This is a genomic window from Rufibacter glacialis (assembly GCF_008271745.1).
GTDB lineage: Bacteria > Bacteroidota > Bacteroidia > Cytophagales > Hymenobacteraceae > Nibribacter > Nibribacter glacialis.
Window position 1 is genome coordinate 342,115 of the sequence record NZ_VKKZ01000020.1, and the last position, 26,471, is coordinate 368,585.

Annotated in this window: 22 protein-coding genes and 1 other RNA gene; 11 read left to right on the forward strand and 12 right to left on the reverse strand. The window is 52.7% G+C overall.

Annotated features, from left to right (window positions below; translation table 11 throughout):
* Positions 1 to 28: 28 nt before the first annotated feature.
* The 9 genes from FOE74_RS09665 to FOE74_RS09705 form a co-directional block, all read right to left on the reverse strand.
* Positions 29 to 781 (reverse strand): hypothetical protein, encoded by a 753-nt coding sequence (locus FOE74_RS09665; protein ID WP_149098396.1) that lies wholly within the window; start codon positions 779 to 781, stop codon positions 29 to 31.
* 482 nt (positions 782 to 1,263) lie between these two features.
* Complete coding sequence (gene aroF / locus FOE74_RS09670) at positions 1,264 to 2,277, reverse strand: 3-deoxy-7-phosphoheptulonate synthase (protein WP_149098397.1); 1,014 nt, start codon at positions 2,275 to 2,277, stop codon at positions 1,264 to 1,266.
* Positions 2,278 to 2,603: 326 nt separating this feature from the next.
* Complete coding sequence (gene trpA / locus FOE74_RS09675) at positions 2,604 to 3,380, reverse strand: tryptophan synthase subunit alpha (protein WP_149098398.1); 777 nt, start codon at positions 3,378 to 3,380, stop codon at positions 2,604 to 2,606.
* Complete coding sequence (gene trpB, locus FOE74_RS09680) at positions 3,367 to 4,563, reverse strand: tryptophan synthase subunit beta (RefSeq protein ID WP_149098399.1); 1,197 nt, start codon at positions 4,561 to 4,563, stop codon at positions 3,367 to 3,369. The genes trpA and trpB overlap by 14 nt, the downstream gene beginning before the upstream one ends.
* 69 nt (positions 4,564 to 4,632) lie before the next feature.
* A complete protein-coding gene (locus FOE74_RS09685) occupies positions 4,633 to 5,268 on the reverse strand; it encodes a phosphoribosylanthranilate isomerase (protein WP_149098400.1) in 636 nt (211 codons plus the stop codon).
* A 214-nt stretch (positions 5,269 to 5,482) separates the two neighbouring features.
* The gene (gene trpC, locus FOE74_RS09690; protein WP_149098790.1) at positions 5,483 to 6,301 is read right to left on the reverse strand and encodes an indole-3-glycerol phosphate synthase TrpC; all 819 of its coding nucleotides are present in this window, start codon (positions 6,299 to 6,301) and stop codon (positions 5,483 to 5,485) included.
* Positions 6,302 to 6,314: 13 nt separating this feature from the next.
* Complete coding sequence (trpD, locus tag FOE74_RS09695) at positions 6,315 to 7,301, reverse strand: anthranilate phosphoribosyltransferase (RefSeq protein WP_149098401.1); 987 nt, start codon at positions 7,299 to 7,301, stop codon at positions 6,315 to 6,317.
* Positions 7,298 to 7,921 (reverse strand): anthranilate synthase component II, encoded by a 624-nt coding sequence (locus tag FOE74_RS09700; protein WP_149098402.1) that lies wholly within the window; start codon positions 7,919 to 7,921, stop codon positions 7,298 to 7,300. Before FOE74_RS09700 ends, trpD begins: the two co-directional genes overlap by 4 nt.
* Before the next feature lie 99 nt (positions 7,922 to 8,020).
* Positions 8,021 to 9,433 (reverse strand): anthranilate synthase component I family protein, encoded by a 1,413-nt coding sequence (locus tag FOE74_RS09705; protein WP_149098403.1) that lies wholly within the window; start codon positions 9,431 to 9,433, stop codon positions 8,021 to 8,023.
* 413 nt (positions 9,434 to 9,846) lie between these two features.
* Between FOE74_RS09705 and FOE74_RS09710 the strand changes: the two genes are divergently transcribed.
* Complete coding sequence (locus FOE74_RS09710; RefSeq protein WP_225840758.1) at positions 9,847 to 10,788, forward strand: DUF2279 domain-containing protein; 942 nt, start codon at positions 9,847 to 9,849, stop codon at positions 10,786 to 10,788.
* A 746-nt stretch (positions 10,789 to 11,534) separates the two neighbouring features.
* On the opposite strand, the gene FOE74_RS09715 is transcribed toward FOE74_RS09710, so the two are convergent.
* Entirely contained in the window at positions 11,535 to 12,257 is a 723-nt protein-coding gene (locus FOE74_RS09715; RefSeq protein ID WP_149098404.1) for a hypothetical protein, read from the reverse strand.
* 360 nt (positions 12,258 to 12,617) lie between these two features.
* On the opposite strand from FOE74_RS09715, the gene FOE74_RS09720 reads away from it, so the two are divergent.
* Positions 12,618 to 13,580, forward strand: a complete 963-nt coding sequence (locus FOE74_RS09720; RefSeq protein WP_149098405.1) for a Smr/MutS family protein — start codon at positions 12,618 to 12,620, stop codon at positions 13,578 to 13,580.
* 446 nt (positions 13,581 to 14,026) lie between these two features.
* Here the strand turns inward: FOE74_RS09720 and FOE74_RS09725 are convergent, their stop codons facing one another.
* Positions 14,027 to 15,880 (reverse strand): pyruvate kinase, encoded by a 1,854-nt coding sequence (locus FOE74_RS09725; RefSeq protein WP_149098406.1) that lies wholly within the window; start codon positions 15,878 to 15,880, stop codon positions 14,027 to 14,029.
* A gap of 378 nt (positions 15,881 to 16,258) precedes the next feature.
* Here FOE74_RS09725 and rnpB point away from each other — a divergent pair.
* From rnpB to FOE74_RS09760, 7 genes are all read left to right on the forward strand, one after another.
* Positions 16,259 to 16,718: RNase P RNA component class A (rnpB, locus tag FOE74_RS09730), an RNA gene on the forward strand.
* A gap of 485 nt (positions 16,719 to 17,203) precedes the next feature.
* A complete protein-coding gene (locus FOE74_RS09735) occupies positions 17,204 to 17,830 on the forward strand; it encodes a carbonic anhydrase family protein (protein WP_149098407.1) in 627 nt (208 codons plus the stop codon).
* 85 nt (positions 17,831 to 17,915) lie between these two features.
* The gene (locus FOE74_RS09740) at positions 17,916 to 18,548 is read left to right on the forward strand and encodes an START domain-containing protein (RefSeq protein WP_149098408.1); all 633 of its coding nucleotides are present in this window, start codon (positions 17,916 to 17,918) and stop codon (positions 18,546 to 18,548) included.
* Between the two features lie 347 nt (positions 18,549 to 18,895).
* Complete coding sequence (locus FOE74_RS09745) at positions 18,896 to 19,789, forward strand: prephenate dehydratase (RefSeq protein WP_149098409.1); 894 nt, start codon at positions 18,896 to 18,898, stop codon at positions 19,787 to 19,789.
* Positions 19,786 to 20,979: a pyridoxal phosphate-dependent aminotransferase gene (locus FOE74_RS09750; protein ID WP_149098410.1), complete on the forward strand. Its 1,194-nt coding sequence runs from the start codon at positions 19,786 to 19,788 to the stop codon at positions 20,977 to 20,979. The genes FOE74_RS09745 and FOE74_RS09750 overlap by 4 nt, the downstream gene beginning before the upstream one ends.
* Entirely contained in the window at positions 20,976 to 22,079 is a 1,104-nt protein-coding gene (locus tag FOE74_RS09755; protein ID WP_149098411.1) for a chorismate mutase, read from the forward strand. The genes FOE74_RS09750 and FOE74_RS09755 overlap by 4 nt, the downstream gene beginning before the upstream one ends.
* A 498-nt stretch (positions 22,080 to 22,577) precedes the next feature.
* Complete coding sequence (locus FOE74_RS09760; protein ID WP_149098412.1) at positions 22,578 to 22,883, forward strand: hypothetical protein; 306 nt, start codon at positions 22,578 to 22,580, stop codon at positions 22,881 to 22,883.
* Between the two features lie 40 nt (positions 22,884 to 22,923).
* Here FOE74_RS09760 and FOE74_RS09765 read toward each other — a convergent pair whose 3' ends face one another.
* The gene (locus tag FOE74_RS09765; protein WP_149098413.1) at positions 22,924 to 23,172 is read right to left on the reverse strand and encodes a hypothetical protein; all 249 of its coding nucleotides are present in this window, start codon (positions 23,170 to 23,172) and stop codon (positions 22,924 to 22,926) included.
* 768 nt (positions 23,173 to 23,940) lie between these two features.
* Between FOE74_RS09765 and FOE74_RS09770 the strand changes: the two genes are divergently transcribed.
* A complete protein-coding gene (locus tag FOE74_RS09770; RefSeq protein WP_149098414.1) occupies positions 23,941 to 25,251 on the forward strand; it encodes a PQQ-dependent sugar dehydrogenase in 1,311 nt (436 codons plus the stop codon).
* A 156-nt stretch (positions 25,252 to 25,407) separates the two neighbouring features.
* Entirely contained in the window at positions 25,408 to 26,403 is a 996-nt protein-coding gene (locus FOE74_RS09775; RefSeq protein ID WP_149098415.1) for an alpha/beta fold hydrolase, read from the forward strand.
* The last annotated feature ends 68 nt before the right edge of the window (positions 26,404 to 26,471 follow it).

A 26,471-nucleotide genomic window follows, 5' to 3' on the forward strand; every position in this document is an offset into this window, starting at 1 on the left:
TTTTTGAAAAAGAAGCCTCAAACAGTTCCTACCCTACCAAGGCCTGCCATTGGGCGGGGATTTCTACCAACGGAACTCCTTCTTTCTCTAACTGGTCAATCAACCTGGTCAAATCCTCCCATCCTTCCAGCACGAAATACACCTCTGGTGATTCCTCCTCTTTGAAAGGTTGCCCCAGGATCTCTTCCAGCACAATCGGGTGCCAGGCATTTTCTCTCCGTAAGGCCTCGGCTGCGGCTTGCCCGTTAGCCACCAGGTTGGCACCTAACAAAGTCACCTTGCCTTCCCCATCTCGAATCAGTCCGTTGCCCAACAAGTGCTGGGCCAGACGCCACAGCAATTCTGTGGCCGCAGGGTCTTTTACCTGTACAGACAGTTGCCCCACCCGCTGCATGAAGTCGGCCACTTCTGGTTGAAGCATCCAGGGCAAGAAGCCAAAGGCATTGTGGAAAAGATCAGTGGTTGAGGAGCCTGAGTTAATGTCTGGCTTTTCCCGCAAGTTAGCTACCACGGGTAATTTCTTCTGCGCCCAGCGGGCCAGCACCTGCCGTGGCCGCAGGGCCTCCTCTACCGCTACCACTTCCCAACCCATCAGGCGCTTCAACAGGAAATTGATTTTCTGCAGGTCAGGAATAAAATAAGCCTTCAGTTCCAGCGCATCTATTCCGGCCCAGAATGGGGCAGAAACCGTGGCAGAAAGTGCTTCTGCCCGCTTGGTGTACAAGATGTTCCAGGTCTGTTGCTGCTGGATGGTGTACTGGTGGTACTGTTGCTGATACATGGTTTTGGTACATAAAAAAAGCCTGGCTTCGTTTTACCGAAGCCAGGCTTTATAGTGGGTTATTGAATTTCTAGGTTAGGTCACTTAGATTCAGCCCATAAAGTCTCCGCTCCGGTATGCAGTGCATACGGTTTGCAGGTGACCATAATTAGATTCAGGGCGAATGCTTTCATAACTGGAACGAATATAGACTTCCTTTATCTATAAAGCAAGATATTCCCGCTTTATTTTACCTAAGGGCTTTTCAGGTGCCTTTTCCTAAGAAGAGCTTAAAACCTTAGTTGGATGAAGGCACGGTTAGGCCTTTTCTTTTGCCCTTGTTGGTGTTCTCACCAACAAGCAGATTAGCCGCTGCACTTGGGTTTGTTGGTGATAACACCAACAAAGGCGGCCTAATTGCTCATTGATTTTTCTATCCTAAACAGGTTCTTGATAGTCTTTTCCTAAAACAAGGCTTAAAACTGAACCTGGCAGGATGGCGTTTAGGCCAGTTCTTTCCGCAGTTCAAAAGTCTTCCGCATTTTCCTGATGAGCCGCTCACTCTCCGAGAAACTCAGGGTCTGCGCCCCGTCTGAGGCGGCTTCCTCCGGTTTCTCGTGGGTTTCATAGATGATGCCATCGGCCCCGGCCATGATGGCGGCCAGTGCCATGGGCTCCACGTATTCCCTGATGCCTATGCCGTGTGACGGGTCTACAATGACAGGCAAGTGGGTTTTCTCCTTTAGGATAGGGATAGCGTTCAGGTCAAGGGTATTGCGGCTGGCGGTCTCATACGTCCGGATGCCCCGTTCACAGAGCATCAGTTTTTCATTGCCGCCTGAAAAGATATATTCAGCGGAGTACAGCAGTTCATCTATGGTGCCGGAGATGCCGCGTTTTAAAAGCACCGGTTTGTCTACCTTACCCAGTTCATCCAGCAGGTTGAAGTTCTGGGTGTTGCGGGCTCCTACTTGAAACACATCCGTGTAGGGCTCCATATCCGCTATCTGGGACACTTGCATCACTTCGGTGACTACCTTGATCCCATTGGCGCGGCACATGCTGTAAAACAGCTGAAGGCCTTCTATGCCCAATCCCCGGAAAGAATAGGGTGAAGACCGCGGCTTGAACACGCCGCCTCGCATGAACCGCACATTCTGCGCCACCAAATGCTGGATGGTTTTCTCTATTTGGTCTTCGTTTTCAATGGAGCAGGGCCCGGCCATGATAGTAAACTCCCCTTCTTTCACCCGCAGACCATCCCCGAAATCAATGACAGTGGGGTTTACCTTCCATTTCCTGGAAACCAGCCGGTAATCATCTGACACGATGTGGATGTCTTTGATGCCCGGCAACTGGCCAAGAGCCCGAACATCAAATTCCGCCTTCCCGGTGCCCACCAGGTAATGCCCCGCCTGGGTCACCACCTCAGTGGTTTTGTACTTCAATTCCCTGGCTTTGGCCTCAATAGCCGCTTTGTCCTCGGGCCGTATATCTGGTTGCAGTTGGATGAGCATGTTTTCTTGATTTGAAGATTTGGGGATGTGGAGATTTGAAGATTGGGAATTTAGGTATTGGGATATGTGAAGAGGAATGCCGCCTTTGTTGGTGTTATCACCAACAAACCCAAAAGTAGGCGCTAATCTGCTTGTTGGTGAGAACACCAACAAGGGCAAAGTATAGAAAATCAACGAGGAAATAAGCCACCTTTGTTGGTGTTCTCACCAACAAACCCAAAGGAAGGGCTATTCTGCTTGTTGGTGAAAACACCAACAAGGGCACAACATCATCTCATTTTCAAATTTTCTCATCACCAAATTTCCAAATCTTAAAATCTCCAAATTTACCTAAGTGTTTTCAGGAACGACCTTACATTTTCACGTACCTCAGCGGGTTTCTGCAGCGCTTTGATGAAGGCACTGCCAATGATAGCTCCGTGGGCTGATTGGCACGCCAGTTCAAAGGAGGGCTTGTCGCTGATGCCGAAACCGATAAGCACCGGGTTTTTCAGGCCCAGGCTGCGCACTTTGGCATAATACGCCTGTTGGGCATCACTGGCCTGTACCTGGCTGCCGGTGGTGCTGGCGCTGGAGACCATGTAGATAAAGGAATTAGTCAACCCGTCAATCTGCCGGATGCGGGCCTCTGAGGTCTGGGGCGTGATAAGAAAAATGAGGCTGAGGCCGTGTTTCTCCAGCACCGGCTTGTATTCCTCCTCGTACTCGGCAAACGGAAGGTCAGGTAGAATAAGGCCGTCAACCCCAACCCGGGCGGCCTCTTCACAAAAGCGCTCAAAGCCGTACTGCATGACCGGGTTCAAGTAACCCATCAGGATAATGGGGAAAGAAACCCGCTCCCGCACTTGAGCCAGTTGGCTCAATAACATCTTGATAGACATCCCATTCTCCAAGGCCACCTGATTACTGGCTTGAATAGTCGGCCCATCGGCAAGCGGGTCAGAGAAAGGCATACCGATCTCCACCAGATCAGCGCCGGCGGCTTCCAGTTCCTCCAAAATGGTCACCGTGTCTTCCAACTTGGGGTAACCGGCGGTGAAGTAGATATTGAGTAGATTTCCGCTTTTCTCCTGGAACAGGCGCGTGAGTCTATTTTGAGGCATCTTGTTGTTCAAAGTAAGTGAGAATGGTAGAAAGGTCTTTGTCGCCACGGCCCGATAGGTTCAGTACCACCACCTCGTCTGGGCCGGCGTTTATCTCTTTGAGGGCCGCCAGGGCGTGTGAGCTTTCAATGGCAGGGATGATCCCTTCCAGGCGGCTCAGCTCCCGCAGGGCTTCCATGGCATCCGCGTCTGTGATGGCGATAAAGCGGGCGCGGCCGGTTTGGGCAAGGTGCGCGTGCTGCGGCCCCACCCCGGGGTAATCAAGACCCGCGGAGATGGAATAAGGCTCGGTGATCTGGCCGTCTTCGGTTTGCATGAGCAAGGTCTTGCTGCCGTGGATAATGCCTGTTTTGCCTAACATGGAGGTAGCCGCCGAGTGCCCGGAATCTACGCCTAGGCCTGCCGCTTCCACGGCCACTAGTTTCACCGATGGGTCATCCAGGAAATGATAGAAAGCCCCGGCCGCGTTGGAACCGCCGCCCACGCAGGCTACAACATAATCCGGTAACTCGCGCCCTTCCTTCTCCAGCAGCTGTTTTCTGATCTCCTCTGAGATAACGGCCTGAAAACGGGCTACCATGTCGGGGTATGGGTGCGGCCCCACCACTGAACCGATGATGTAGTGCGTGTCTTCGGGGTGGTTGATCCAGTCCCGGATGGCCTCATTGGTGGCGTCTTTCAAGGTTTGGGAACCAGAGGTCACCGGCACCACAGTGGCACCCAGCAGCCGCATTTTCTCCACGTTGGGGCGCTGCCGCTCGGTGTCAATCTTGCCCATGTACACAATGCACTCCAGCCCCGCCAGCGCGCAGACGGTGGCGGTGGCCACGCCGTGCTGCCCGGCCCCGGTCTCCGCGATGATGCGGGTCTTGCCCAGCCGTTTCGCCAGCAAAATCTGCCCAACCGTGTTGTTGATTTTATGGGCCCCGGTATGGTTCAGGTCTTCGCGCTTGAGGTAGATTTTGGTGTTGTATTTCTCTGACAGACGCTTGGCGTGGTACAAGGGTGTGGGCCGGCCCACGTAATCTCGCAGCAGCTCCTGCAACTCCTCCTGGAAGTCCGGCTCCTGCAGTATGCCCAAGTACTTGTCCCGCAGCTCTTCCACGTTGGGGTACAGCATCTCAGGAATGAAGGCCCCGCCAAATTGGCCATAGTAGCCACGGTCATTTACTCTGTATTCCATGTAAGTAAAGTATATTGCACAGGAAGGAAAACTTTCATTCACTTCCTATAACGTATTCAAAAACAAATATTAAGCACGCAATCCTTCCATAAATCCTTTCAACCGATCAATGTCCTTCAAGCCCGGCTGCACCTCAAATTTGCTATTCAGGTCAACCCCGTACAGGTGGGGTAAACGAAGGGCTTTGATCTCTTCCAGGTGCTCCAGGCCAATGCCGCCGCTTAAAAAATAAGGCGTATCCAGAGGGTACTCCCGAAGCAATTCCCAGTTGAACCGAACCCCGTTCCCCCCCGGATGGGCGCCGCTGGCGTCAAAGAGGAAGTAGTTGCAGCAGTCCTGGTACGCGCGCAGTTCCTCAAAATCAAAATCAGCCTCTACCCGGAAGGCCTTCATAACCGTAAGTCCGGCGTCCTGCAATTCCAGGCACATCTGCGGAGACTCCTGCCCGTGCAGCTGCACCACTTCCAGGCCCATCTCCGTCACTTTGTGTAAGATCACCTCCACTTCCTCGTCTACAAAGACCCCCACCTTGCGGGTATCTTCCGGAAAGACGGACGAGAAAACCGCCCATTGCGTGGTGATGAACCGGGGGGACTTCTCATAAAAGATAAAGCCCACGAAATCTGGCTGGAGCAACAGGAGTTCTTCAATGTTCTCACTGTACTTCATGCCGCATACCTTTATTTTAAGGTTTCTATTTGGCATTCTATGTTGTATTTGTTTGTTTGTCTGGTTCTGTGGAAAGCGGTACCAGAGCAGGACTCTGGGGCGGCTGGGTGGTATGGTGGTGGGGCGGTTTTCCGCCTCTTTTTGTCTGAAGAGGCTGAAAGCAAAGGTAATAACGGCAGGGGAAGAATCTAGGGGTGGCTTGTCAGGCCTGGTTTTTCCCGTAATTTTTCAGAAACCGCCGCAAAACGGATCAGATAGAGAAAGTGGCCGCAGCGGCCTCCAGTTTTTTCAGGTCCTCCACAAAGGCGGCGCAGGCTTTCTCGGGCCGGCTTTGGCGCATGAAGGCCTCTCCCATCAGAAAGCCCTCATATCCGTGCTGCCGAAGCTCCAGGATACTGGCCGGTTCGCTCAACCCGCTTTCTGATACTTTCACGAACTCGTCAGGAATAAAACCGGCCAGTTCCACGGAGGTTTTCAGGTCTACGCTGAAATCATGCAAGTTGCGGTTGTTCACACCTATCAGATCTACGTGCGGAGTGAGGGTGCGCTCCAGTTCCTCGCGGTTGTGCACCTCTAGCAGCACCTCCAGCCCCAGGGAATGGGCGAACTGGGCCAGCTGGCTCACTTCCTCTTTGGAAAGCACCGACGCAATGAGCAGGATGGCGTCGGCCCCGATAGACTTGGCTTCCAGGATCTGGTATTCCTCCACCACGAAGTCTTTGCGCAGAATAGGGCAGAAATTGAACTTCCGGGCGGTGGTGAGGTCTTCGTTCTTGCCGCCAAAAAAGGTGGTATCCGTTAAGATAGACAAAGCCGAAGCCCCCGCCTGCATATACCCGATAGAGGTACGCTCTACCGGGGCGTAGGCATTGATGACTCCTTTGGAGGGGGAATTGCGCTTGTACTCGGCAATGATGCCAGTCAGGTCTGGGCGCTGCACATACTTGCGCATGGACACCGGTTGAGCAGGGAAATACAGGCTGCGTTCTAACAGGGCAGTAGGCACCAGGCTTTTCTTGTCGGCTACTTCCTGCCTTTTGTGGGCGATGATCTTATCTAAAATGGTCAAAGACATAAAAAAGTTAAGCTAATAACGCGTGAAAGGTTTTCAAAGCCAATCCGTTGTTGAGCGACTGGCGGGCTTTCTGCAAAGATTCCTGCAAGGTAAGGCGTTCATCTGAACAATAAATACCCAAACCAGCATTGACTACTACGGCATCTTGCTGGGCGGGGGTTCCCCGGCCCTCCAGCACGTTCATGAAGATGGCTGCTGAGGCTTCAATGGTGCTGCCCCCCGACAGGTCACTTTCCTGGTAGGTGGGCAAGCCCAGGTCTGAAGGTTGCAGAATCTGCTCGCCTTGTGGGGTCACCATTTTAAAGGCGCCCGTCAAGGAAACCTCATCATAACCGTCCAGGGCGTGCAGCAGCACAAAGCGCTTGCCGGTCTGTTGGTACAGGTAGGTGTACAACCGAAGCAACTCCAGGCTGAAAACGCCCACCATCTGGAACTTCGGCTTGGCCGGGTTGATCATGGGGCCCAGCATGTTAAAGAACGTCTTCACCCCCAGGTCTTTCCGGATGGGGGCTACCTCTTTCATGGCCGGGTGGAACAAGGGCGCGTGTAAAAAGCAGATATTCGTTTCTTCCAGCTTTTGCCGCAGGGTGGCGCTGTCATTGGTGAAGGTGAAGCCCAGATGCGCCATCACGTTAGAAGAGCCGCAGATAGAGGACACCCCGGTGTTGCCATGCTTGGCCACTTTGTACCCGGCGCCGGCCACCACAAAAGAAGCCAGCGTAGAGATATTGAAGGTGTCTTTGCCATCGCCGCCGGTGCCGCAGAGGTCAATTACCTGGTCGGTACCTAGTTCCGGCACCAGGCACAGTTCCAGCATGGCCTCCCGGAACCCTTCCAGTTCCTGCACGGTGATGTTGCGCATGAGGTACACGGTCATGAAGGCCGCCATCTGGCTGGGGTTGTATTGGTTGCGCCCAATGTTCAGGAGCACCTGCTTTGCAGTGTCTTTGGAAAGGGCTTTGTGTTCTATCAATTGTTGCAGTACCTGTTTCATAGAGTTAGGGAGGCGGCAAAGGTGGTCCATTGTTTTTTACGCTTGGTGGGGTTCTGCAACCAGTTCTGCATCATCTCCTTGCCGTAGTCGGTGAGGATGGATTCCGGGTGGAACTGCACGCCGCACACATCGTACTGGCTGTGCCGAAGGGCCATGACCTCCCCCGTCTCGTCTACCGCCGTAATAGATAAGGCAGAAGGCACCGACTCCGGCACCACGGTCCAGGAATGGTAGCGGGCCACCTTGAAGGTGGGTGGCAGCTGGTGGAACATAGGTTCTTTGCTGTTCACCACCCGCATGGTGGCAGAAACCCCGTGGAAAACCTCCTGCAGGTTGGCCAGCTGAGCCCCGAAGGCTTCGCCAATGGCCTGGTGCCCCAGGCACACGCCCATGATCCGTTTGGTAGGCGCGTACCGCTGCAGGAGCGCCGGCATAATACCCGCCTCACTGGGCACCCCCGGCCCCGGCGAAAGCAGGATGATCTCAAACCGCTCTACCTCTTCCAGGCTGATTTGGTCATTGCGGTGCACCTCCAGCTGTTCCCCGTAGCCCAACTCCCGAAGCAGTTGCACCAGGTTGTAGGTAAAGGAATCGTAGTTATCTAAGACAAGTATTTTCATGATAGGAATAGGTCTGCCGTTATCTGTAAAATTTAGGTACTTCTTATTTTAGGCCTCTATAGTTAAAGAAAGGCTTTAAACATGATTCTGTTTATTTCCTTAAATGGTGGCGGCTTTCTCCAGGGCTTTGCGGAGGGCGGCCAATTTGTGGTGCACCTCATTAAGCTCACTGTGGGTGTCTGATTTGGCCACCACCCCTGCCCCAGCCTGGAAGTACAGTTTGTTCTTTACGCTCATAAACGAACGGATCATGATGGCGTGGTTAAAATCGCCCCCGAACCCCAGGTAACCCAGGCACCCCCCGTAGAACCCGCGCCCGGTGGGCTCCAGTTCATCAATCAAGGTAAGCGCCCGGTGCTTAGGAGCCCCCGACAGCGTACCCGCCGGAAACGTATCGGCCACCATCTGCACTGAGCCTTGGGGGTTGGATAACTGGGCCGTTACCTTAGACACCAGGTGAATCACGTGTGAGTAATACTGCACTTCTTTGAACACCTCCACCTTTACCTGGTCACCGTGGCGGCTGAGGTCGTTGCGGGCCAGGTCTACCAGCATCACGTGCTCTGAATTCTCCTTGGGGTCATCATAGAGTTTCTGCGCCAGCTCGGCGTCTTGCAGGTCATTGCCAGTGCGCTTGAAGGTGCCCGCAATGGGAAAGATGGTGGCGGTGTCTTTTTTGATGGTCAACTGCGCCTCGGGCGAAGACCCAAAGATCTTAAAGTTGCCGTAGTCAAAGAAGAACAGGTACGGCGAAGGGTTGATGGAGCGCAGCGCACGGTATACGTTGAACTCATCGCCCTGAAAGCCCTGCGAGAACCGCCGCGAGAGCACAATCTGGAACACGTTGCCCAGGTGGCAGTGGCGCTTGCCTTCCTCAATCACCCGCAGGAACTCCTCATCGGTGAAGTTGGTGGTTTCCTGGCCGGTGGTGGAAAAATGGAAGGACGGGATGTTCTTGTTCCGGATGTTGGTCTCCAGTTCATCCAGCCCGTCGGTTTCCGGGGCATTTTCCAGGGAATGCTCAAAAATGTAGAGCTGGTTTTTGAAGTGGTCAATGGCAATGACAAACCGGAAGGCCTGGTACAGGATCTCGGGCATCTCGGGGTGGGCTGTTTCTTTCTGCCGCAGGTTCAGCTGCTCATAGTACTGCACCGCCTCAAACGACATATAGCCGAACAACCCATTCTGGATAAACCCAAACGGCCCCTGCTCTGATTTAAACTTGCCGCAATAGGCCTGCAGCAAAGCCACCGCCTCGCGCTTCTCCACCAGTTCCTGCTCCTCTACCGTCCCGTCTGGGTACGACTGGCGCAGTACACTGTCTTTCAACCGGAACTCGGCGATGGGCTCACAGCAGATGTAGGTGAAGCTGTTCTCGTGGCCGTGGTAGTCGGAGCTTTCCAGCAGCAGGCAGTTGCGGTATTTGTCGCGGAGCTGCAGGTAAATGCCTACCGGGGTAACGGTATCAGCGAGCAGTTGGCGGTATTTGGTTTGTAAGGTGTAGGTCTTCATAAAAAAGTATAAAAAAAGGCTTGCTGTTTAGGTGGAACAGCAAGCCTTTATAAAATAGGCAAGTTTAGTCTAGGCAAAGGCCTGCTGTTCACACATCATCTGATGAGTGCCACCAATAGTTCTTCACGATTAGATGTACCTGCTTCATTCTGGTTTGATTCAACGGTTAGTAGAACGGTTTAAAAACACCAAAGGCCCGGGTGAATCCGAGCCTTGTTATTTATTGCATTTCTGCACAGCAAGTGGTTCACCCATCAGTTTTGACGTGTGTGCCACCAGGCGATGTGCGTGAATTGCGTATTGTTCATGTTGCAAATGTAGGAGCCAGAAAATGATTTGCAAATAAACCCCGAAAAAAATGTCTGTTTTTCAAAAAGAAGGCGAAAAGCAGATTCATTCCGTATTTTTACCCTGTGCCCAAACAGCCTTACCGCTTTTCCTATCTTCTGCTCACCAGGTTGCTACTTCTGTGGGTCTCCGCTACCTTTCCGGCCCAGGCGCAATCGGTATATACCCAGGAAACAGCCCTTGCCAGAGACACTGTGCCTTCGTTTAAAAGGCACCTTCCATGGTTGGCGGCCGGCGCGGCTACGGTCTACGTAGGTGGGCTCGTCTACCTGAACCACACCTGGTATGAAAAGGAAAAAACCCGTTTCCATTGGTTTAATGATTCGCATGAATGGAAACAGCTGGACAAGGCCGGCCATTTCTGGGGTGCTTTCCATGAAAGCCGGCTGGGGGCGGATCTCCTGCGGAAAGCGGGCGTTTCTGAGAAGAAGGCCATCTGGTATGGCGGCGCCCTGGGGTTTGTGCTCCAGACCCCTATTGAATACTTTGACGGCCGCTCCCCTGCCTATGGCGCCTCGTTCACGGACATCGCCGCAAATACCGCGGGCTCTTTAGCGGTCATTGGCCAGCAACTGGCCTGGGGGGAACTGCGGGTGCTTCCCAAATATTCCTTCCATCGAACTCCTTATGCTCCCCTGCGCCCCAATGTCTTGGGAAACGGGCTCTCAGAAGAATTCCTGAAAGACTATAATGGCCACACCTACTGGCTTAGTGTAGACCTGGCTAAGTTTCTCTCCCCTACCTCCCGGTTCCCTAAATGGCTGAACCCTGCTTTAGGGTATGGGGTTGAGGAAATGGTATTTAATGACGCCGCGGCCAACCGGACGCTGGGCTTGCACGCTTATCGGCAGTATTATCTCAGCGTAGACCTGAACTGGCAGGCTATTCACACCCGTAGCAAATTCCTGAAAAGTGCTTTTTATGTGTTGTCCATCTTTAAGTTTCCGGCCCCGGCGTTGGAGTATAATGGAAGGCAGGGATGGAAGATGCATGGGTTGTATTTTTGAGGCAGTTTAAGGTTCCTCAAATTCCTTTGTGGTGGTTGTTTTCGTGAGCGCTCTGCCTATTTTTGATAATAAGCGGTGTAATGCATGCCTTCTGCTATTCCCTCGGCATTTCCGCTGCTAGCGGTGGCCCAGGCACGGCTCTTTCCATAGCTGCCGGTAAGCGCTCACGGCCGCGAGGCCCCGTCTTCCCCTCTCGCACTGCCCTTTCGGCCTGAGCTGTTTGTCTCTCTTAGTAACTGTATATCTAGGGCCAAAAGCGAGGCGCGCTCGGGGAAGACTGGAACAAGGGAAAGTAGCAGAAACGGTGGTGTTTAAACCCTTGTAGAGACAAGGGCACCGCCTTGTCTCCCACGCATTCCTATTTTTTGCAAAGGTTTTTCCCTCTGGAAAAGGGTGGTAGTGGCAGACCTCACAAGTTTTCAAAACCTGTGAGGTCTGCCACTACCTCTATGGCGCGGATTTACTACCGTGACTAGCGATTCAGAGGCTGCCGGGTATCAGGCGTTCAAGTGATAGGCTGGGATAGGCTTTCCGTAGAAAGGAAAGGTCTTTTAAGACCCCAATCTTTAAGGTACCCTCAGGCTGGAAGTATAACAGAAGTAATATTTAAGCATTTTCCCCCCTTAGCTAAGATTTTCCTTTCGGTAGCTAATTAAATGGAGGCATTCTTAGGATTAACCGTTTTCAAATACCTTTCCCTCAGGCTGGGAAGCAAGGTGGATTATGTTTTAAAATCTTATAAAAACTTATAAATCCTCTTTATCAATTAGGGCTAGTATTTTGTTATTTTTTGCGATTACCTTTTCGTACTGCCCTATTACCTCTTTAAAGTTCGAAAACTGCCATAATAAGTTTTGAACCTTGGGTTCCCGGAATGCGCTCTCCCAGTTGCCATTTTGATTCTTATCCAGAATCAAATGAGTAAACATAGCAGGTTCCAGCTTCTCCGATTTATACGTGTTGTGATCAGCGTTCAGGCTTATCAGCCATGGTATGTCTTCTTGATATAACTCCAGAATACTGGTAAGCAATTCTTTGTTCTCTATTATACCTAATTTGCCAGAAGCCTTCAATCCTTCAAAACGACTGTTATTTGAATTAAACTGGGTAGTGTTGTAGAGGATCCATCGGTATTTTTTCAAACTGTCCTGCTGCAACGGTGTTCCATAGGCTACACTATAAAAGTAGCCAAACCCATCATGTACAAACCTATAGGTCTTTGCATCTCCTTTCAATTCTTCCAGATCCTTTTCGAGGTCTATTTTTAGACCGGTCAAAAACTCCTTTTCCTCCTGTCTTACATGGTTTTGCTCACTCCAGTTATGCAGCCATAAAGACAAGGTGATAGCAAAGACAATGATCCCAATTTCAATGAAAGTCTCTTTTAATTTGTGCTTCCAATCTGTTTTGGAATCTTTCATGATTTTAAAAACTGCTTTGGTGTGTTTAACAACTTCTAATTCTGCCATTATTCAAGATTTGATCGCTCAAGTTAGGTGAATCCATAATTTTCTCAAGAAATAAATTTAAAATAATTTAAAAAGGAGAGTGTTAAGATGCTGAGGAGGTGTGAACTTACCTAATCATTCCTACCTTATATGAGCTTGGTTCCTTAGGTTAAAGATACCTTCCACCTACCTCCCCACCTTTTTTAAGTGAAATCCCAAACCGTCAAATGGTTAGCTAAGGCCATAAAGATCTTGAATAGAGGAACATACTCTAGGGAAGTAATGGAAAGGATCAACAACTCTCTATCCCCTACCTTTTGCGTACCTTTGTGGAAAGGCTCTGTTTATGGCCTTTTTTATTAAAATCTGACTTAAAGCAACATGAATATAGGAGACCGCGTGCGGTTGATGCACGGAAAAGAACAAGGCGTGATCACCCGCTTCCTGGACAACAACCTGGTGGAAGTGGCCATTGACAATGATTTCACTATTCCGGTTATGCGCCGCGAGGTGGTGGTGATTGCCCCTGAAGAAGCGGAGATGTTCCGGACTGGCCCGGCTGCCCCTGAACCGCCTAAGAAGAAGGAAGCCCCTGTGGTTCCTTCCACGGCCGTGGCGGGCATCTACGTGGCCTTGGTGCACCAAACGCCGGAACTGTTGGCCGTGCACCTGGTGAACAATTCGGAGTTCGACCTGCTGTTCACCTTTGGCGAGGAAACCGAGAAAGGCTACCGCGCCCTGAACAACGACAAACTCACCCCTAAGAAAACCAAACCGGTAACGCACCTGCACCTCAATGATTTTGAGAAATGGCCCGACCTGGTGGTGCAATACCTGCAGCATAAAACCGGCACCAGCACCTTGTTGGAACCCATTACCCGTAAGCTGAAATTCAAAGCCTCTTCTTTCTATAAGAGCAAGAAAACCGCCCCGGTCCTGCAGAAAGAAGGCTATGTGTTCCAGCTGGACGCCAAACCGGTCTTGGTGAACCCAGATAAGATCCAGGAGCAGTTAACCGAAGCCGGCGGCCAAACAGATCCCACCAAAGTGGCCGCACCCAACCATGAGGTAGACCTCCATATAGAAGTATTGTTGCCCAATGAGGACCCAAAATTGATGAGCAACTCAGAGATCCTGCGCCACCAGTTAAGTGTTTTCCAGGACAACCTGGACCGCGCCCTGGCCGCCAACATGCACGAGATCATCTTCATCCACGGCACAGGCAACGGTGTCCTGAAAAAGGAAATCCAGAAACTGCTCAGCCGCAACCCGCACATCAAGTTCTATGAAGATGCCCGCAAGGAGAAGTTCGGGTACGGGGCTACCAAAGTATCTCTGAAGTAGTTGCCTATGGTTAGTTGCTAGTGTTTAGTTTTTAGTGATTAGTTGTTAGTTGTTAGTGATTAGTTGTAGCCTGCTGGAAATTTGAAAGTTTTCAGCTTGGTTTCTTTATAACAGCTCCAAAACAGATGAAGCCCCTGTATGGAATTCAATCCTACAGGGGCTTCATCTGTTTTCTAAGACGTGGAGGTTTCTTCCATGCCTATCTAACTCTTTTAAGGCTCGGAAGTAATTCCTGAGCCTTGAAAAAAGTTTTCCTTATGCTGGCAGGAGGAGGTTTACCACCTGTTTTCTAAGAAGTGGATTCAAAATGAATGATACATGCCTAGAAAATTCTACCATTTATTTAAATCATAGCGGGAGTCTGGAGACTCCCCTCATCCGCCAGCCCAAATCCGGTGACTTGCGCTAGTTTAAGACAGGCAGGTCTTCCTCCTAATAACTAACAACTAACCCATCAATTGGCCTCCTACTTCTGAGACGTGCAGCATCCGGAGCAGGGAGGTTTTTTTGTGCTGGTGTTCCTGCATGCGTTTCATGATATCGTCTAACAGGGAAATGGATTTCAGGATGAAGGGGCCTTTGTTCAACATGACACAGTCGGCGCGCTGGGCCATGGCGGCATCCGTGATTTCTGCGCGCGAAGGCCGGCCTTTCTTGGTTAGTTTCTCCAGTACCTGGGTGGCCCACACCACCGGCAGATGGGCGGCCTCGGTGATCCAGAGAATTTCCTCCTGTACTTCGGCCAGGCGTTTCCAGCCCAATTCTACGGCCAGGTCGCCGCGGGCGATCATGATGCCGGCCGGGTGCTTGCGCATGAGAGTGAGCAGCAGGTGAGGCAAGTGGGCAAAAGCGGCCTTCGTTTCAATCTTGAGCATAATGCCAATGTGCTCAGCACCGTGCTGCACCAGGGCCTCCTGCAACTCCTCCACCATACCCGGGTGACTCACAAAGGAGAGGTTCACCACATCGGCGTGCGGTACCACCTTGGCCAGGTCTTCGCGGTCTTTCTCGGTGAGCTTGTGCAGTTGCAGGTCACTCTCCGGCAGGTTGATGCCTTTGTCGGGCCGAAGTTTGCTGCCAGCCTCATCGGCGGCGGTGATGCGCACGCGTAACAGGTCTGGGGTTACCTCTTCAATCACGCCTTCTATCTCCCCATCGTCAAACAGGATGGGTTCCCCTGGCTTCACCCGGGCAAAGACCTCAGGCAAGGTGCAGGAAATGTGGGCCGGCTCCAGTTCATAGCCGGCGTGGTCATAGCGGGCAGCTTCGCCGGGAATGTTCTCGCGGTGCAGCACAAGCTCCTGCCCTATTCTCAGGTTCAGCGGGACCATCATAGAAGGTAATTCTCCTATGGCCTGTTTGAATTTCTTGCCGGTTTTGGTGGTCAGCATGAGTTGCGTGCCGGTGCTCAGGAACGCCGATTTAAGCAGATGCACCAGCAGACCGTCTTCCCGCTTTTTCACCACCGTAAAGGCCCTTTTCCTTTTGCGGGTATCTTTGAAGAAGATAGTATCCCCTTCGCTGGCGTTCGCCAACCAATCGGCTGGCATTTCCAACGAAAGGTCTACCGAGCTTGGGCTAGTGGCGCCTTTGGGCGCCAACCACACTTTGGCGGGCGCCAGGATCTCCCCTACCTCGTTGAACCGCGGGTGAATAGCCACCACCTGGGGCCCCGGTTTTAAGACACCGGTCCGAAGCTTGGGTCCCATCAAATCAAACAAGATGCTGCACCGGAGGCCGGTTTCCTGTTCGGCTCTTTTGATATGCCCTACCATTTTCTCCCACACGGTGATGTCATCATGGGCGCAGTTGATGCGGGCGCAGTTCATGCCACTCAGCAACAAGTCGCGCACAATGGTATAGTCCTCGGCAATGTCGGAGGAAAACGTGATCATGATGCGGCCTTTCCGGCCAGGCGAGGCTTCCCCCAGCAAGGCAGTGATGTGGGAAGAAAGGTGGGTATTGGCTGGCGGAAAAGGTACCAGATCAGGCGTGGTGTGGGTTGTATAGGCCCAGAGCAGCCGCAACTGGTTGCGTACCGCCATCAGGTTGGCCAGCACGTGGCTTTCGGCCCGCCCTAAGGAGGAAAGCCCCAGCGCCGACAACTGCATTTGAAGAACCCTGATGTCGTGTTTGCGCAGGGCCAGGTAGTGGATCAGGTTTCTGGCGCCCTCAGCAAACACCGGGTGCACCTTCTGTAAGGGAGATGCGAAGGTTTCTTCCAGCGCCGCCCCTTCCTGCAGCAGGCCTTCTATTTGATCCAGCAGGTGAGCCAGGTCATTATCAGCTATTCTTTCCATAAAAATCTTTCCGTTTTCACGCATGGCGGATTATTATAGGTCTCCTCAGGGTTCAAGTGCTTACCCCCTTTTTTACTGGAAGGTAAAGAACCTCCCTGGGGCTACTCCTTCTTCCATACGTACCTTAGCTATTGGCGGCGTAGGAAGCAGGGAAAGCCCGGGATACCCAGACCTAAGACCTGAATTTAAGTTAGGGAATTCCCTGCGAAGGAACCAGCGGAAGCCCGACTTGTAAGGAAAGAATTCCTGCTTCCATGCTTGAGGCTTAGACATTAGACAGGAAAGGCAAGGCTTCAGGCCTGTTATAGGGAAAACGAAGCTAAAACAGAACCGCCGGGTACCGCAGATGCGGGCAGAAAGCGTTACCTTTGTCAAAAATCGGCAAGCCGGCTTATCGCTGCGCCTTCGGGCGGGGAGGAAAGTCCGGGCAACGCAGAGCATCCTGCTTCCTAACGGGAAGGCACCTGGCGGGCGACGGCCAGGTGACAGCCAGTGCCACAGAAAATAACCGCCCTCTTTTTAATTAGGAATTAAAAATTAGGAATTACGAATTGATTCTTAATTCTAAATTGCCAATTCTTAATTAAAAGAGGGTAAGGGTGAAAAGGTGCGGTAAGAGCGCACCAGCGGTTAGGCGACTAGTCCGGCTGGGTAAACCTCAGGAGTTGAAAGACCAAATAGGCTGACAGCGCCTCGCCTTCGGGAGAGGCTAAGGGCTGCTCGTCCGATGTCAGTGGGTAGGTTGATGGAGCCCCTCCGTGAGGGCGGGCCTAGATAAATGATAAGCCATCTGCCTTTGGGCAGAGGACAAAACCCGGCTTACAGGCTTGCCGATTTTTTACTTTTTTTTCAGAGACGAGCCTTCTCCCTGCCATTCCCGCCAGTTCCTATTCCTTATATTCCAGTGGCAAAAGATAAGCAAGCCCAAGCCTTATTTTGCCTCGTTCTGGAACTCCTCCATCACTTGTAAGGGCGGCTATTCCTAGAAAGACCTCATTGTTCTTTGTCTGCCCCACCTACCTCCTGATACAGCTTTTGGCAATTCATTGGTTTGTCCTCTTCATTCGTTTTCTTTGCGGGAAGTGGAGCTGGTGTTTGAGCTTCCTTTGCTCTAGGTGTTTTTGTCTATCTTTTTTCTGTGGGAGAAATCTGCCTTTTATTTACAGGGCCCGTTTCGGAACCGGCGCAGTAATCTTGCGCCCTTGACTACCATTGCCAAAATCCTTGAAACCAACCTGAAGCAAATGCTCCCACAAGAAAGACATTCCGTACAGGTACCTTTCGGCTTCTATATTTTATAATCCTTCCTAAGACTGCTATTGCATGTATACCCAATCTAAAGAAACCCAGAATCAATTAACCCCAGACCAGGCGTTCCAGCTCTTGAAAGAAGGCAACGGGCGTTTCATCAAAAACCTGAAAGCCCAACGCAACCTGTTGCAGCAGGTGAACGAAACCAAGGAAGGGCAACACCCTTTCGCCACCATCCTGAGTTGCATGGACTCCCGCACCTCAGCGGAACTGATCTTTGACCAGGGCCTGGGCGACATCTTCAGCATCAGGATTGCGGGCAATATCCTGAACGAGGACATTCTGGGCAGCATGGAGTTTGGCACCAAGGTGGTAGGCACCAAGATTGTTCTGGTGCTGGGCCATACCCGGTGCGGCGCCATCTCGGGGGCCTGTAACAAGGTGGAACTGGGTTACCTCACAGGGTTGCTTCATAAAATACAACCGGCCATTGACCAGGTCAGCGCCAATCCTCCGCATGACTCCGGCAGCACCCCTGATTTTGTATACCAGGTCACCGAGGCCAATGTGCATTTAACCCTGCAAAGAATCAGGACCGAAAGCCCTATTATCGCTGACCTGGAACAGCAGGGCCTCATCAAAGTGGTTGGCGGCATGTATGACGTGGAAACCGGTTTAGTGACCTTTTTTGAAAAATAAACCTAAATCCAGTAGCGCCCTGTCTTTCTTTCCTCACGGGACAGCAGGCCTTTTCAAAGGGGCCTGCCCCTCTTTTATCCTGGGCATGAACAAGTACCGCCTTCTTCTTTTCCTCTTTTTGGCTCCCTGGTTTCTTTCCCCTTCCCACGGCCAGGAAACCTGGCAACTCCGGAAAAACCAGGACGGCATTGCCGTGTACACCAAAAACCTGGAAAAGGCCCAGTTAAAGCAGCTAAAGGTAGTGTGCGAATTGCCTGGTACCACCCAGAACCTGGTGCAGGTGCTGAAGAACGTGGAGCACCACCCAGATTGGGTTTACCTGAACCGGAAGACCACCCTTTTGAAAAAGAAGAGCGAAAACGCCCTGGTTTATTATACCCAAGCCGACATGCCCTGGCCCCTCACCGACCAGGACCTGGTGGTAGAGGCCCTTTTCTTCCCCGTGGCCAGAGACAACGCCGCGCGGGTAGAGGTCCGCAGCCTGCCCGGGTATCTGCCCAACCAGGAAGGGTTTGTCCGGATTCCCTCCTCCCTGGCCACCTGGGACATCAGGCAGCTGCCGGGCAACAAGATCAAGGTGGAATACCAGTTCTCCGTTGACCCGGGCGGGGCCATTCCCAGCTGGCTCGTGAACGCCACCGCCGACATAGGTACCTTAAAGACGTTCCAGAAACTGAGGGCTCTTTTAGCCCAGAAAGCCAAAAAGCAAACCCAATAGACCAACCATCCAATTCTTGCCTGTTTTTAGAAAAAGGCCTTTAAAAGAAGCTGAAGGCGGAGAATTCCTTAATACTTTTCAAACGAATGATTGACTATGGGGTAAATCCTTCAAACTAACAAGCGTTTTAGTAAATTTTTTTAATTATTTTTCCCCAAAGGTTTGGAAGTAAAAGAGGCGGCACGTAAGTTTGAGCATCCTTACAGCAAGACAATGATTCAGCGCAATTCTTACTTTTACGGTTTTTACTTTTTTGGACCTCAGCCGGGGCTCAACAGGTAAGACTTTGCGTTAACATACAAAAAGAAAAACCTCAGAGCCCCGCCATTAGCGGGGCTTTTTTCGTTATGAACAGAGCCTTAAAAATCGCCATCCAGGGAGGCCCCGCCTCTTTCCACGAAACTGCCGCCAAACAACTGTTCCCAGCCTCTTCGGTGAGCACGCTTTCCTGCGCCTCTTTTACCGAACTGTGCCAAACGCTGGCCTCTGGCCTGGCAGACTTCGCGGTCATGGCGGTTCAGAATTCCCTGGCCGGCCCCCTGCTGCCCAACTACCGGCTCATGGACCAGTTTAACTTCTCCATCACCGCCGAGTGCTGGTTATTGCTGGACCAGACCCTCATGGCCTTACCCGGACAGAAACTGGAAGACATCAAAGAAGTGTGGTCGCACCCCATTGCCTTGCTGCAGTGCTGTGATTACCTGGAGGGCATGGCTGGCGTCAGCACGAAGGAAACCTCAGACACGGCAGACACGGCCCGGTTGCTGAAAGAAGACCACATTACCGGCGTGGCCGCCATTGCGAGCCAGAAAGCCGCCGAGTTATACGGGCTGGAGGTCTTGCACCACAACGTGGCCAATGACGTGGAGAATTACACCCGATTTGTGGTATTAACCCGCGAAACCCAACCCAAGGCCGCTACCAAAGCTACCTTGCTGCTGCCCTACCCCGTGGTACAGTTCTCTTTGGAGAGCATCCTGGAGAAACTGGAGCCCTGCGCATTGGACGTGACCATGCTGCAACTGCTTCCTTCGCCTAACCCCGGCCAGCCGGAAGAATGGGTGTTGGAGTTGGAAAGCGATCAGGCGGCCTGCATCACCCAGGCCTTGGCCGCCCTCCAGACGGTGGCCCCTACGCACACCATTCTGGGCGTGTACCCTAAAGCCGAGGCTCCCCTTCCGCAGGACCGGATGGCCGGTTGCCTGTCAGATATTTTAAAAGCCCAACCAGAACTAGCATGATCATACCCAGCGCAGACCGCTTGCAGCAGGTGCAGGAATACTACTTCTCCCGCAAACTGGCCGAAGTACGCGCCCTCAACGCCCAGGGCCGCAACATCATCAACCTGGGCATAGGCGACCCGGACATGGACCCGTCTGAAGAGACCGTGCAGGCTTTGGTGAACACAAGCCAAACGGCCGGGGTGCACGGCTACCAACCGTACAACTCCATTGCCCCGCTGCGGCAGGCCATTGCCCGCTGGTACCAGCAAACGTACGCGGTGGAGCTGGACCCCGAAAAGGAAATCCTGCCCCTGATGGGCTCCAAGGAAGGCATCTTCCACGTGTCTATGGCGTTCCTGAACCCCGGCGACAAGGTGCTGGTGCCCAACCCTGGCTACCCGGCCTACGCCGCCACCGCCAAATTGGTGGGCGCAGTGCCCGTGGCTTATACCTTGAAAGAAGAAAACGGCTGGCTGCCAGACCCGCAGGAACTACAGGAATTGCTGGCCGAAGGCGGCGTGAAACTGATGTGGGTGAATTACCCGCACATGCCCACCGGCGCCGAGGCCACGGCCGAAGCCCTGCAAAACTTGGTGCAACTAGCCCTGGAACACCAGTTCCTGCTGGCCAACGACAACCCTTACAGCCTGGTGCTGCCCCACGGCAAACCCCTGAGTCTGCTTTCGCTGCCCCAGGCCAGTGAGTGCTGCCTGGAATTCAACTCCCTGAGCAAATCCCACAACATGGCGGGTTGGCGCGTGGGCATGGTGCTGGGCCGCCAGGATTACCTCCAGAACGTGCTGCGGGTTAAAAGCAACCTGGATTCCGGTATGTTCCAGCCGGTGCAGCACGCCGCTATTAAAGCCTTGTCTAACCCAGAAAGCTGGCACCAGGCCCGCAACGCCGTGTATGCCCAGCGCCGCCAGAAGGTTTATGAACTGTTAGAACTCCTGGGGTGTTCTTTCCAAAAAAACGCGGTGGGCATGTTTGTCTGGGCCCGGGTGCCCCAAACAGTCACCGACGTGGAAGCCTTTCTAGACGAGATCCTCTACGAAGCGGGCGTGTTCCTCACCCCCGGAAAAATATTCGGGACCCAGGGAGAAAGATACCTCAGGGTGTCCCTCTGCCTCCCCGAAAACAAGATTGAAGAAGCTACAAACAGAATTTCAACCCATTTAACCTCGGCCAAGCCCGAACTTTCCTTATGAGTACAAAGCATTTAAACCTCGCGCCTAAATCAGTCTTTAAACGGGCCGACGGCCAACCCTTGATTATTGCGGGGCCTTGCAGCGCCGAGAGCGAAGAGCAGATGTTGGCCACCGCCCGCGGTTTGCAGTCGGTGCCTGAAGTCACCATTTTCCGGGCCGGTATCTGGAAACCAAGAACCCGGCCAGGCGCATTTGAGGGGATAGGGAAACAGGGCCTGAAATGGCTGAAGACCGTGAAAGAGGAAACTGGCCTGCTCACCGCCTGTGAGGTAGCCACCGCTGAGCACGTGAATGATGCCCTCAAACAAGGCGTGGATATTCTGTGGGTAGGCGCCCGTACCACGGTGAACCCCTTCTCAGTGCAGGAGATCGCAGATGCGCTGGAAGGCGTTGACGTTCCCGTGTTGGTGAAAAACCCGGTTAACCCTGACCTGCAACTGTGGCTGGGAGCGCTGGAGCGACTGAACCGCGCCGGCATCACAGACCTGGCCGCTATCCACCGGGGCTTCTCCTCTTTTGACAGCCGTCCGTACCGCAACCACCCCAAGTGGAACATGGCCTACGAATTCAAGAAACTGTTACCGGAGATTCCGTTGATCTGTGACCCTAGCCACATTGCCGGCAAACGCTCTTTACTGCAGCAAATCAGCCAGGAGGCCTTGAACCTGCAGGTAGACGGCCTTATGATTGAGACCCACTGCAACCCTGACGTAGCCTTGAGTGACGCTTCTCAGCAGGTGACCCCGGAAGGATTGGCGCAACTGCTGGCCTCCCTGGTGGTGGAGCGGGTTTCCCTGGAATCTACCCAAAACGAAGAAGAACTGAGCGAGCTCCGGAACCTGATTGATTACCTGGACAATGAGCTGATCAACGTGTTGGCGCGCCGGTCAGCGGTGGCCAAGCAGATTGGTATCCTGAAGAAAGAAAACAAGATGAACCTGCTGCAGACGGGCCGTTGGGAGCAGGTGATGGACCTTCGCCTGAAAGCCGCCGCCCGCGAAGGGTTGGAGGAGGTTTTTGTGAAAGCGATCTTCCAGGAAATCCACCAGCACTCCCTGCACGTGCAGGCTGCCTCAGAGCCAACTAAAGTGGTTCTCTAACCTCCTGAAAGTATTGACTTTCCCTACTTTTTTACAAACCCCGGCCACACCAGCCGGGGTTTTGTATGTTCCCGTATGGGTGACCACAAGCTTCTCTCCCCTTTAAGGAAGCAGAATTCAGCATCTGTTACCACAGCCAAGCGGTGCAAGCAGAATCAAGGTTTGCTCCTATTGAAAGAATCAGAAGGCAAGCGAATGAAGGATTCCTCCTACAAAAAGAGGAAAAAGACTGGTTTTTGGTCCTATTTATTTAAAAACGGCCTTAAACCAGAGGGTTTCTCAAAAATATGGCGCTACCTCCCCTCCAACTAACTTAACCGAATAATCCATAGATAGGCAGGCACCGGCGCGTATATCTACTTAAGAAAAACCCGGAGGCCGCTAGGGGCGTCTGGGGCTAGGATCAACGGCAACGGAACACCTTCCGCATTCTGAGGATTAGGATCTTGTACTTCGGGCTTATTTCACAAATAATGGGCCTTAAACGGTAGCACGGCGATGGAGAGAAAGGAAACAACGACGGAGGCTCTCCAAGATCTTCTGGCAAAGCTGGAAAACCTGGAGGTGACGGCGCAGGAGGAGCAAGGAATCAGCCTGGAGTTACTGGGTTATCTGAAGGAGGCCCTGGCTCTTTTGCAGGAGGTCTATGAAGACAAGGCGATGGAGGCAATCCACGGGCACGTGATCAACTACTGCATCATGAAACTGGAATTTGCCAAAACCCAGGTAGAGTACGGCGATGTAGAGGAAGGATTGAAATTCACGCAGCACGTGCTGCATTATTATTTGAAGGAAATTGGGTGAACCACGCTTCTCCAAAAATAGGCAAAAGGAAAGGTTCTCGCTATTGGTTCCGTTGCCGCCGGGCGCGGGCCACTCCCGGAATTGTTAAATACAGCAAGGGCGGATCATGCAGCGTACTGATGGTGACAAATCCTTCTTCCGCGAGTTCTTCACTAAGGGAAATCACGTGGTGTACCGGAAGTTGGGTCACGTCTGAAACCAGATGACAAGACGTAGGATGATCCTCTGGCTCAGCGGTACCCTCCACGTTGTCCAGGAGCGTTGTCAGTATTACATCCTTTCTTCTCATAAGTAAATTATTATTCCAGAACCAGTATACGGAAGTTGCCCTCTCATCTATGAATCCTTCTTAGAGAAAGCGTATTTTCCCGTAAAGAACAGTATAAACCGTTTACCTTCTCATTATAAACCGTTTACTTCCCCGTAAGGGAAAGGCACGGCTAATCTTAAATGGAAAAAGCCTGGGGCTCCTTATGCTCAGTAGGTACCCCACCCCCGCCATCCTCCATAATTATCCTATTTTTCAGACTTTCAACCAAGGTGATTAGGTACCCCTGGAAAAGAAGCTACAGGCCCCTCATCCACCAAATTCATCCCTTGAATGCAAGCACTTGATTTCTCGCACTGAGCCAGGTTGCATCTTGAACGGACTTTTAAACAAAGGACTGCCCCTGCCAAGGCTTCGGTCTGTTTTTGTCTTATTTTTCAATAAAAGCATTTGCTCCAGCGCAGTTATAGGATAAAAAATACTTATACTTTTTCTGTTAGCAGAAAGATTCCTTTATTCTTCCACTTTTAATGACCTCAGGAAGTTGAACCCCAGCGGAGAAAACGATCCGGGAAGCAGTAGAGGACACTAGTGCCAGGGGTATTCTTGCGGTGTAGTCTATCACCCCTGAGCCCCTCTGAACTTTGGTACCCGGAGATTACTGCCTATTTTTGGCCTTATTCGGTGAAAACGGTCCTGAATCCTGGGGAGGTTGGAGTGGGCCTAGGGGCTTGTTTTAACTTCCTGGGGAAAGCACGTATACAACCTCATTTACGGTCTCCTCTTTTTATGAAATTATACCAGATCCCCGGCGCCTGCCTGCTGGTGGGAAGTATGCTCGCGGCCTGTAACACTTCCTCAAACAAAGAAAAGGCTGCCGGCACCCCAGCCTTGAACCAGATCAACCTGCCTGCTCCCTATGCCACGGAGTCGGTTACCAACTACAGCGAGGTCATTGGCTGGCGCGACGGGAAAATGCCCCAGGCCCCAGCGGCCTTCACCGTCACGGAGTTCGCCAGGAACCTGGCCAACCCCCGTTGGATTTACGTGGCCCCTAACGGCGATATTTTCGTGGCCGAAGCCACCACGGAGAAAAGAGGCAAGGAGCGGATAGAGGCCAAACGGTCGGGGTTAGCCAAATCACAGAACATTGGCCGAAGCGCCAACCGCATCACCCTGCTGCGCGATGCAAACGAAGACGGCGTGCCCGAGGTGCAAACCATTTTCCTGAGCGGCCTGAACCGCCCCTTCGGGATGCTGGTGTTGAACAACTACTTCTACGTAGCCAATACCGATGGCCTTTGGCGCTACCCTTACCAGCCGGGGCAAACCAGGATCAAAGGCCGGGGCACCAAAATCATGGACTTACCCGCCGGTGGCTATAACAACCACTGGACCCGCAACCTTATCTCCAACGCAGACGGCTCCAAAATTTACGTAGCGGTTGGCTCTGGCAGCAACAACGGCGAGAACGGCATGGAACACGAGGTGCGGCGGGCCAATATCCTGGAGATCAACCCAGACGGCACCGGCGAGCGCGTGTACGCCAGCGGCCTCCGCAATCCGGTAGGCATGGGCTGGGCGCCGGGCACCACCACCCTTTGGACCGCCGTGAACGAGCGCGATGAACTAGGCGATGACCTGGTCCCCGATTTCCTAACCAGCGTGAAGGACGGCGGGTTCTATGGCTGGCCTTATGCTTATTTCGGGCCCAATGAAGACCCCAGAATGAAAGGCCAGCGCCCAGACCTGGTAAAGAAAACCCTGGTTCCTGATGTTCCCCTGGGGGCGCACACCGCCTCTCTGGGATTGGCCTTCTATGACCGGGCCGCCTTTCCGGCCAAGTACCGGGGCGGGGCCTTCATTGGGCAGCACGGTTCCTGGAACAGGTCTGTGCTGTCAGGGTATAAGGTGGTGTTCGTTCCTTTCCATAACGGCAAGCCCGCCGGTCCACCTGAGGACTTCCTGACCGGCTTTGTCTCAGAGGCCGACCACAAAAAAGTGCATGGTCGGCCTGTGGGGGTGGCGGTTCTCAAAGACGGGGCCCTGCTGGTGGCAGATGATGCCAGCGGCTCGCTTTGGCGCGTGGCCGCCAAATAGCCTCCCTCCGCCGCCAGGGCCACCTGAATACCAGGAGCCGAAACGGCGCGTTGAGCTTTGGGGCCCTTTTGGCAAAAACAGGCAAAAAAAAAAACGCTACCCGCCGGGGCCTTTGCCGCTGCCAGTATTTTACCTGGCTTACCTGACCACTTAACCATGAAACGTTTCAGAACCTCCCTCCTCTTTCTCTTCCTGTTTAGCGCTTTCTTTTCCCAGGCGCAGCTAAAACCGTTAGACGCTGAGTTAACGAATTATACCTATCCTTTCCCGGTGGCTTTCCATCCGGTGAAGGTGCAGAAGCAAGCCTTCAAAATGGCCTTCATGGACGTAAAGCCCCAGAAGCCGAACGGCCAAACGGTGGTGCTCCTGCACGGGAAAAACTTCAATGGGGCTTATTGGGAACAGACGGCGCAGGACCTGGCTAAAAATGGCTTCCGGGTCATCATACCAGACCAGATTGGGTTTGGCAAATCGTCAAAGCCCCAGAACATCCAGTACACCTTCCAGATGCTGGCCCAGAACACCAAAGGTTTGTTGGATAGTCTGGGGGTTAAAAAAGCCGCCGTGTTGGGGCACTCCATGGGCGGGATGCTGGCCACCCGTTTTGCCCTCATGTACCCAGAATTCACCGAGAAACTTATTCTGGAGAATCCCATCGGGCTGGAAGACTGGAAGCGGTGGGTGCCGTACCAATCGGTGGAGAAATGGTACGCCGGTGAGTTGAAGCAGACGCAGGCAGGCATTAAGAAATACCAGCTGGAGAATTACTACGGCGGCCAATGGAAACCAGCCTACGACCAATGGGCCAACCTGCTGGCCGGCTGGATCACCGGACCAGATTATCCTCAGGTAGCCTGGAATGCGGCCTTGACCTATGACATGATTTTCACCCAGCCGGTGGTGTATGAGTTTGACCAGCTCCAAATGCCCGTGCTCCTGATCATGGGCCAACGCGACCGCACCGCCCTGGGCAAAGCCAACGCCCCAGCCGCCGTGCGCGAGAAATTGGGCAATTACCCCCTGTTGGGCAAAGAGACCGCCAAAAAAATTAAGAACGCAAAATTGGTGGAACTGGAGAACGTGGGGCACCTGCCGCACATAGAAGCTTACGAGCGATTTATCCAGCCGCTGCTGGCCTTTTTGAGAGGTTAAAAAGCCCTTCCCGCCTTCGGCCGAAGGCTTACGTTAGCCTATTATCTTCTACCAGATGGAAGGCTCCC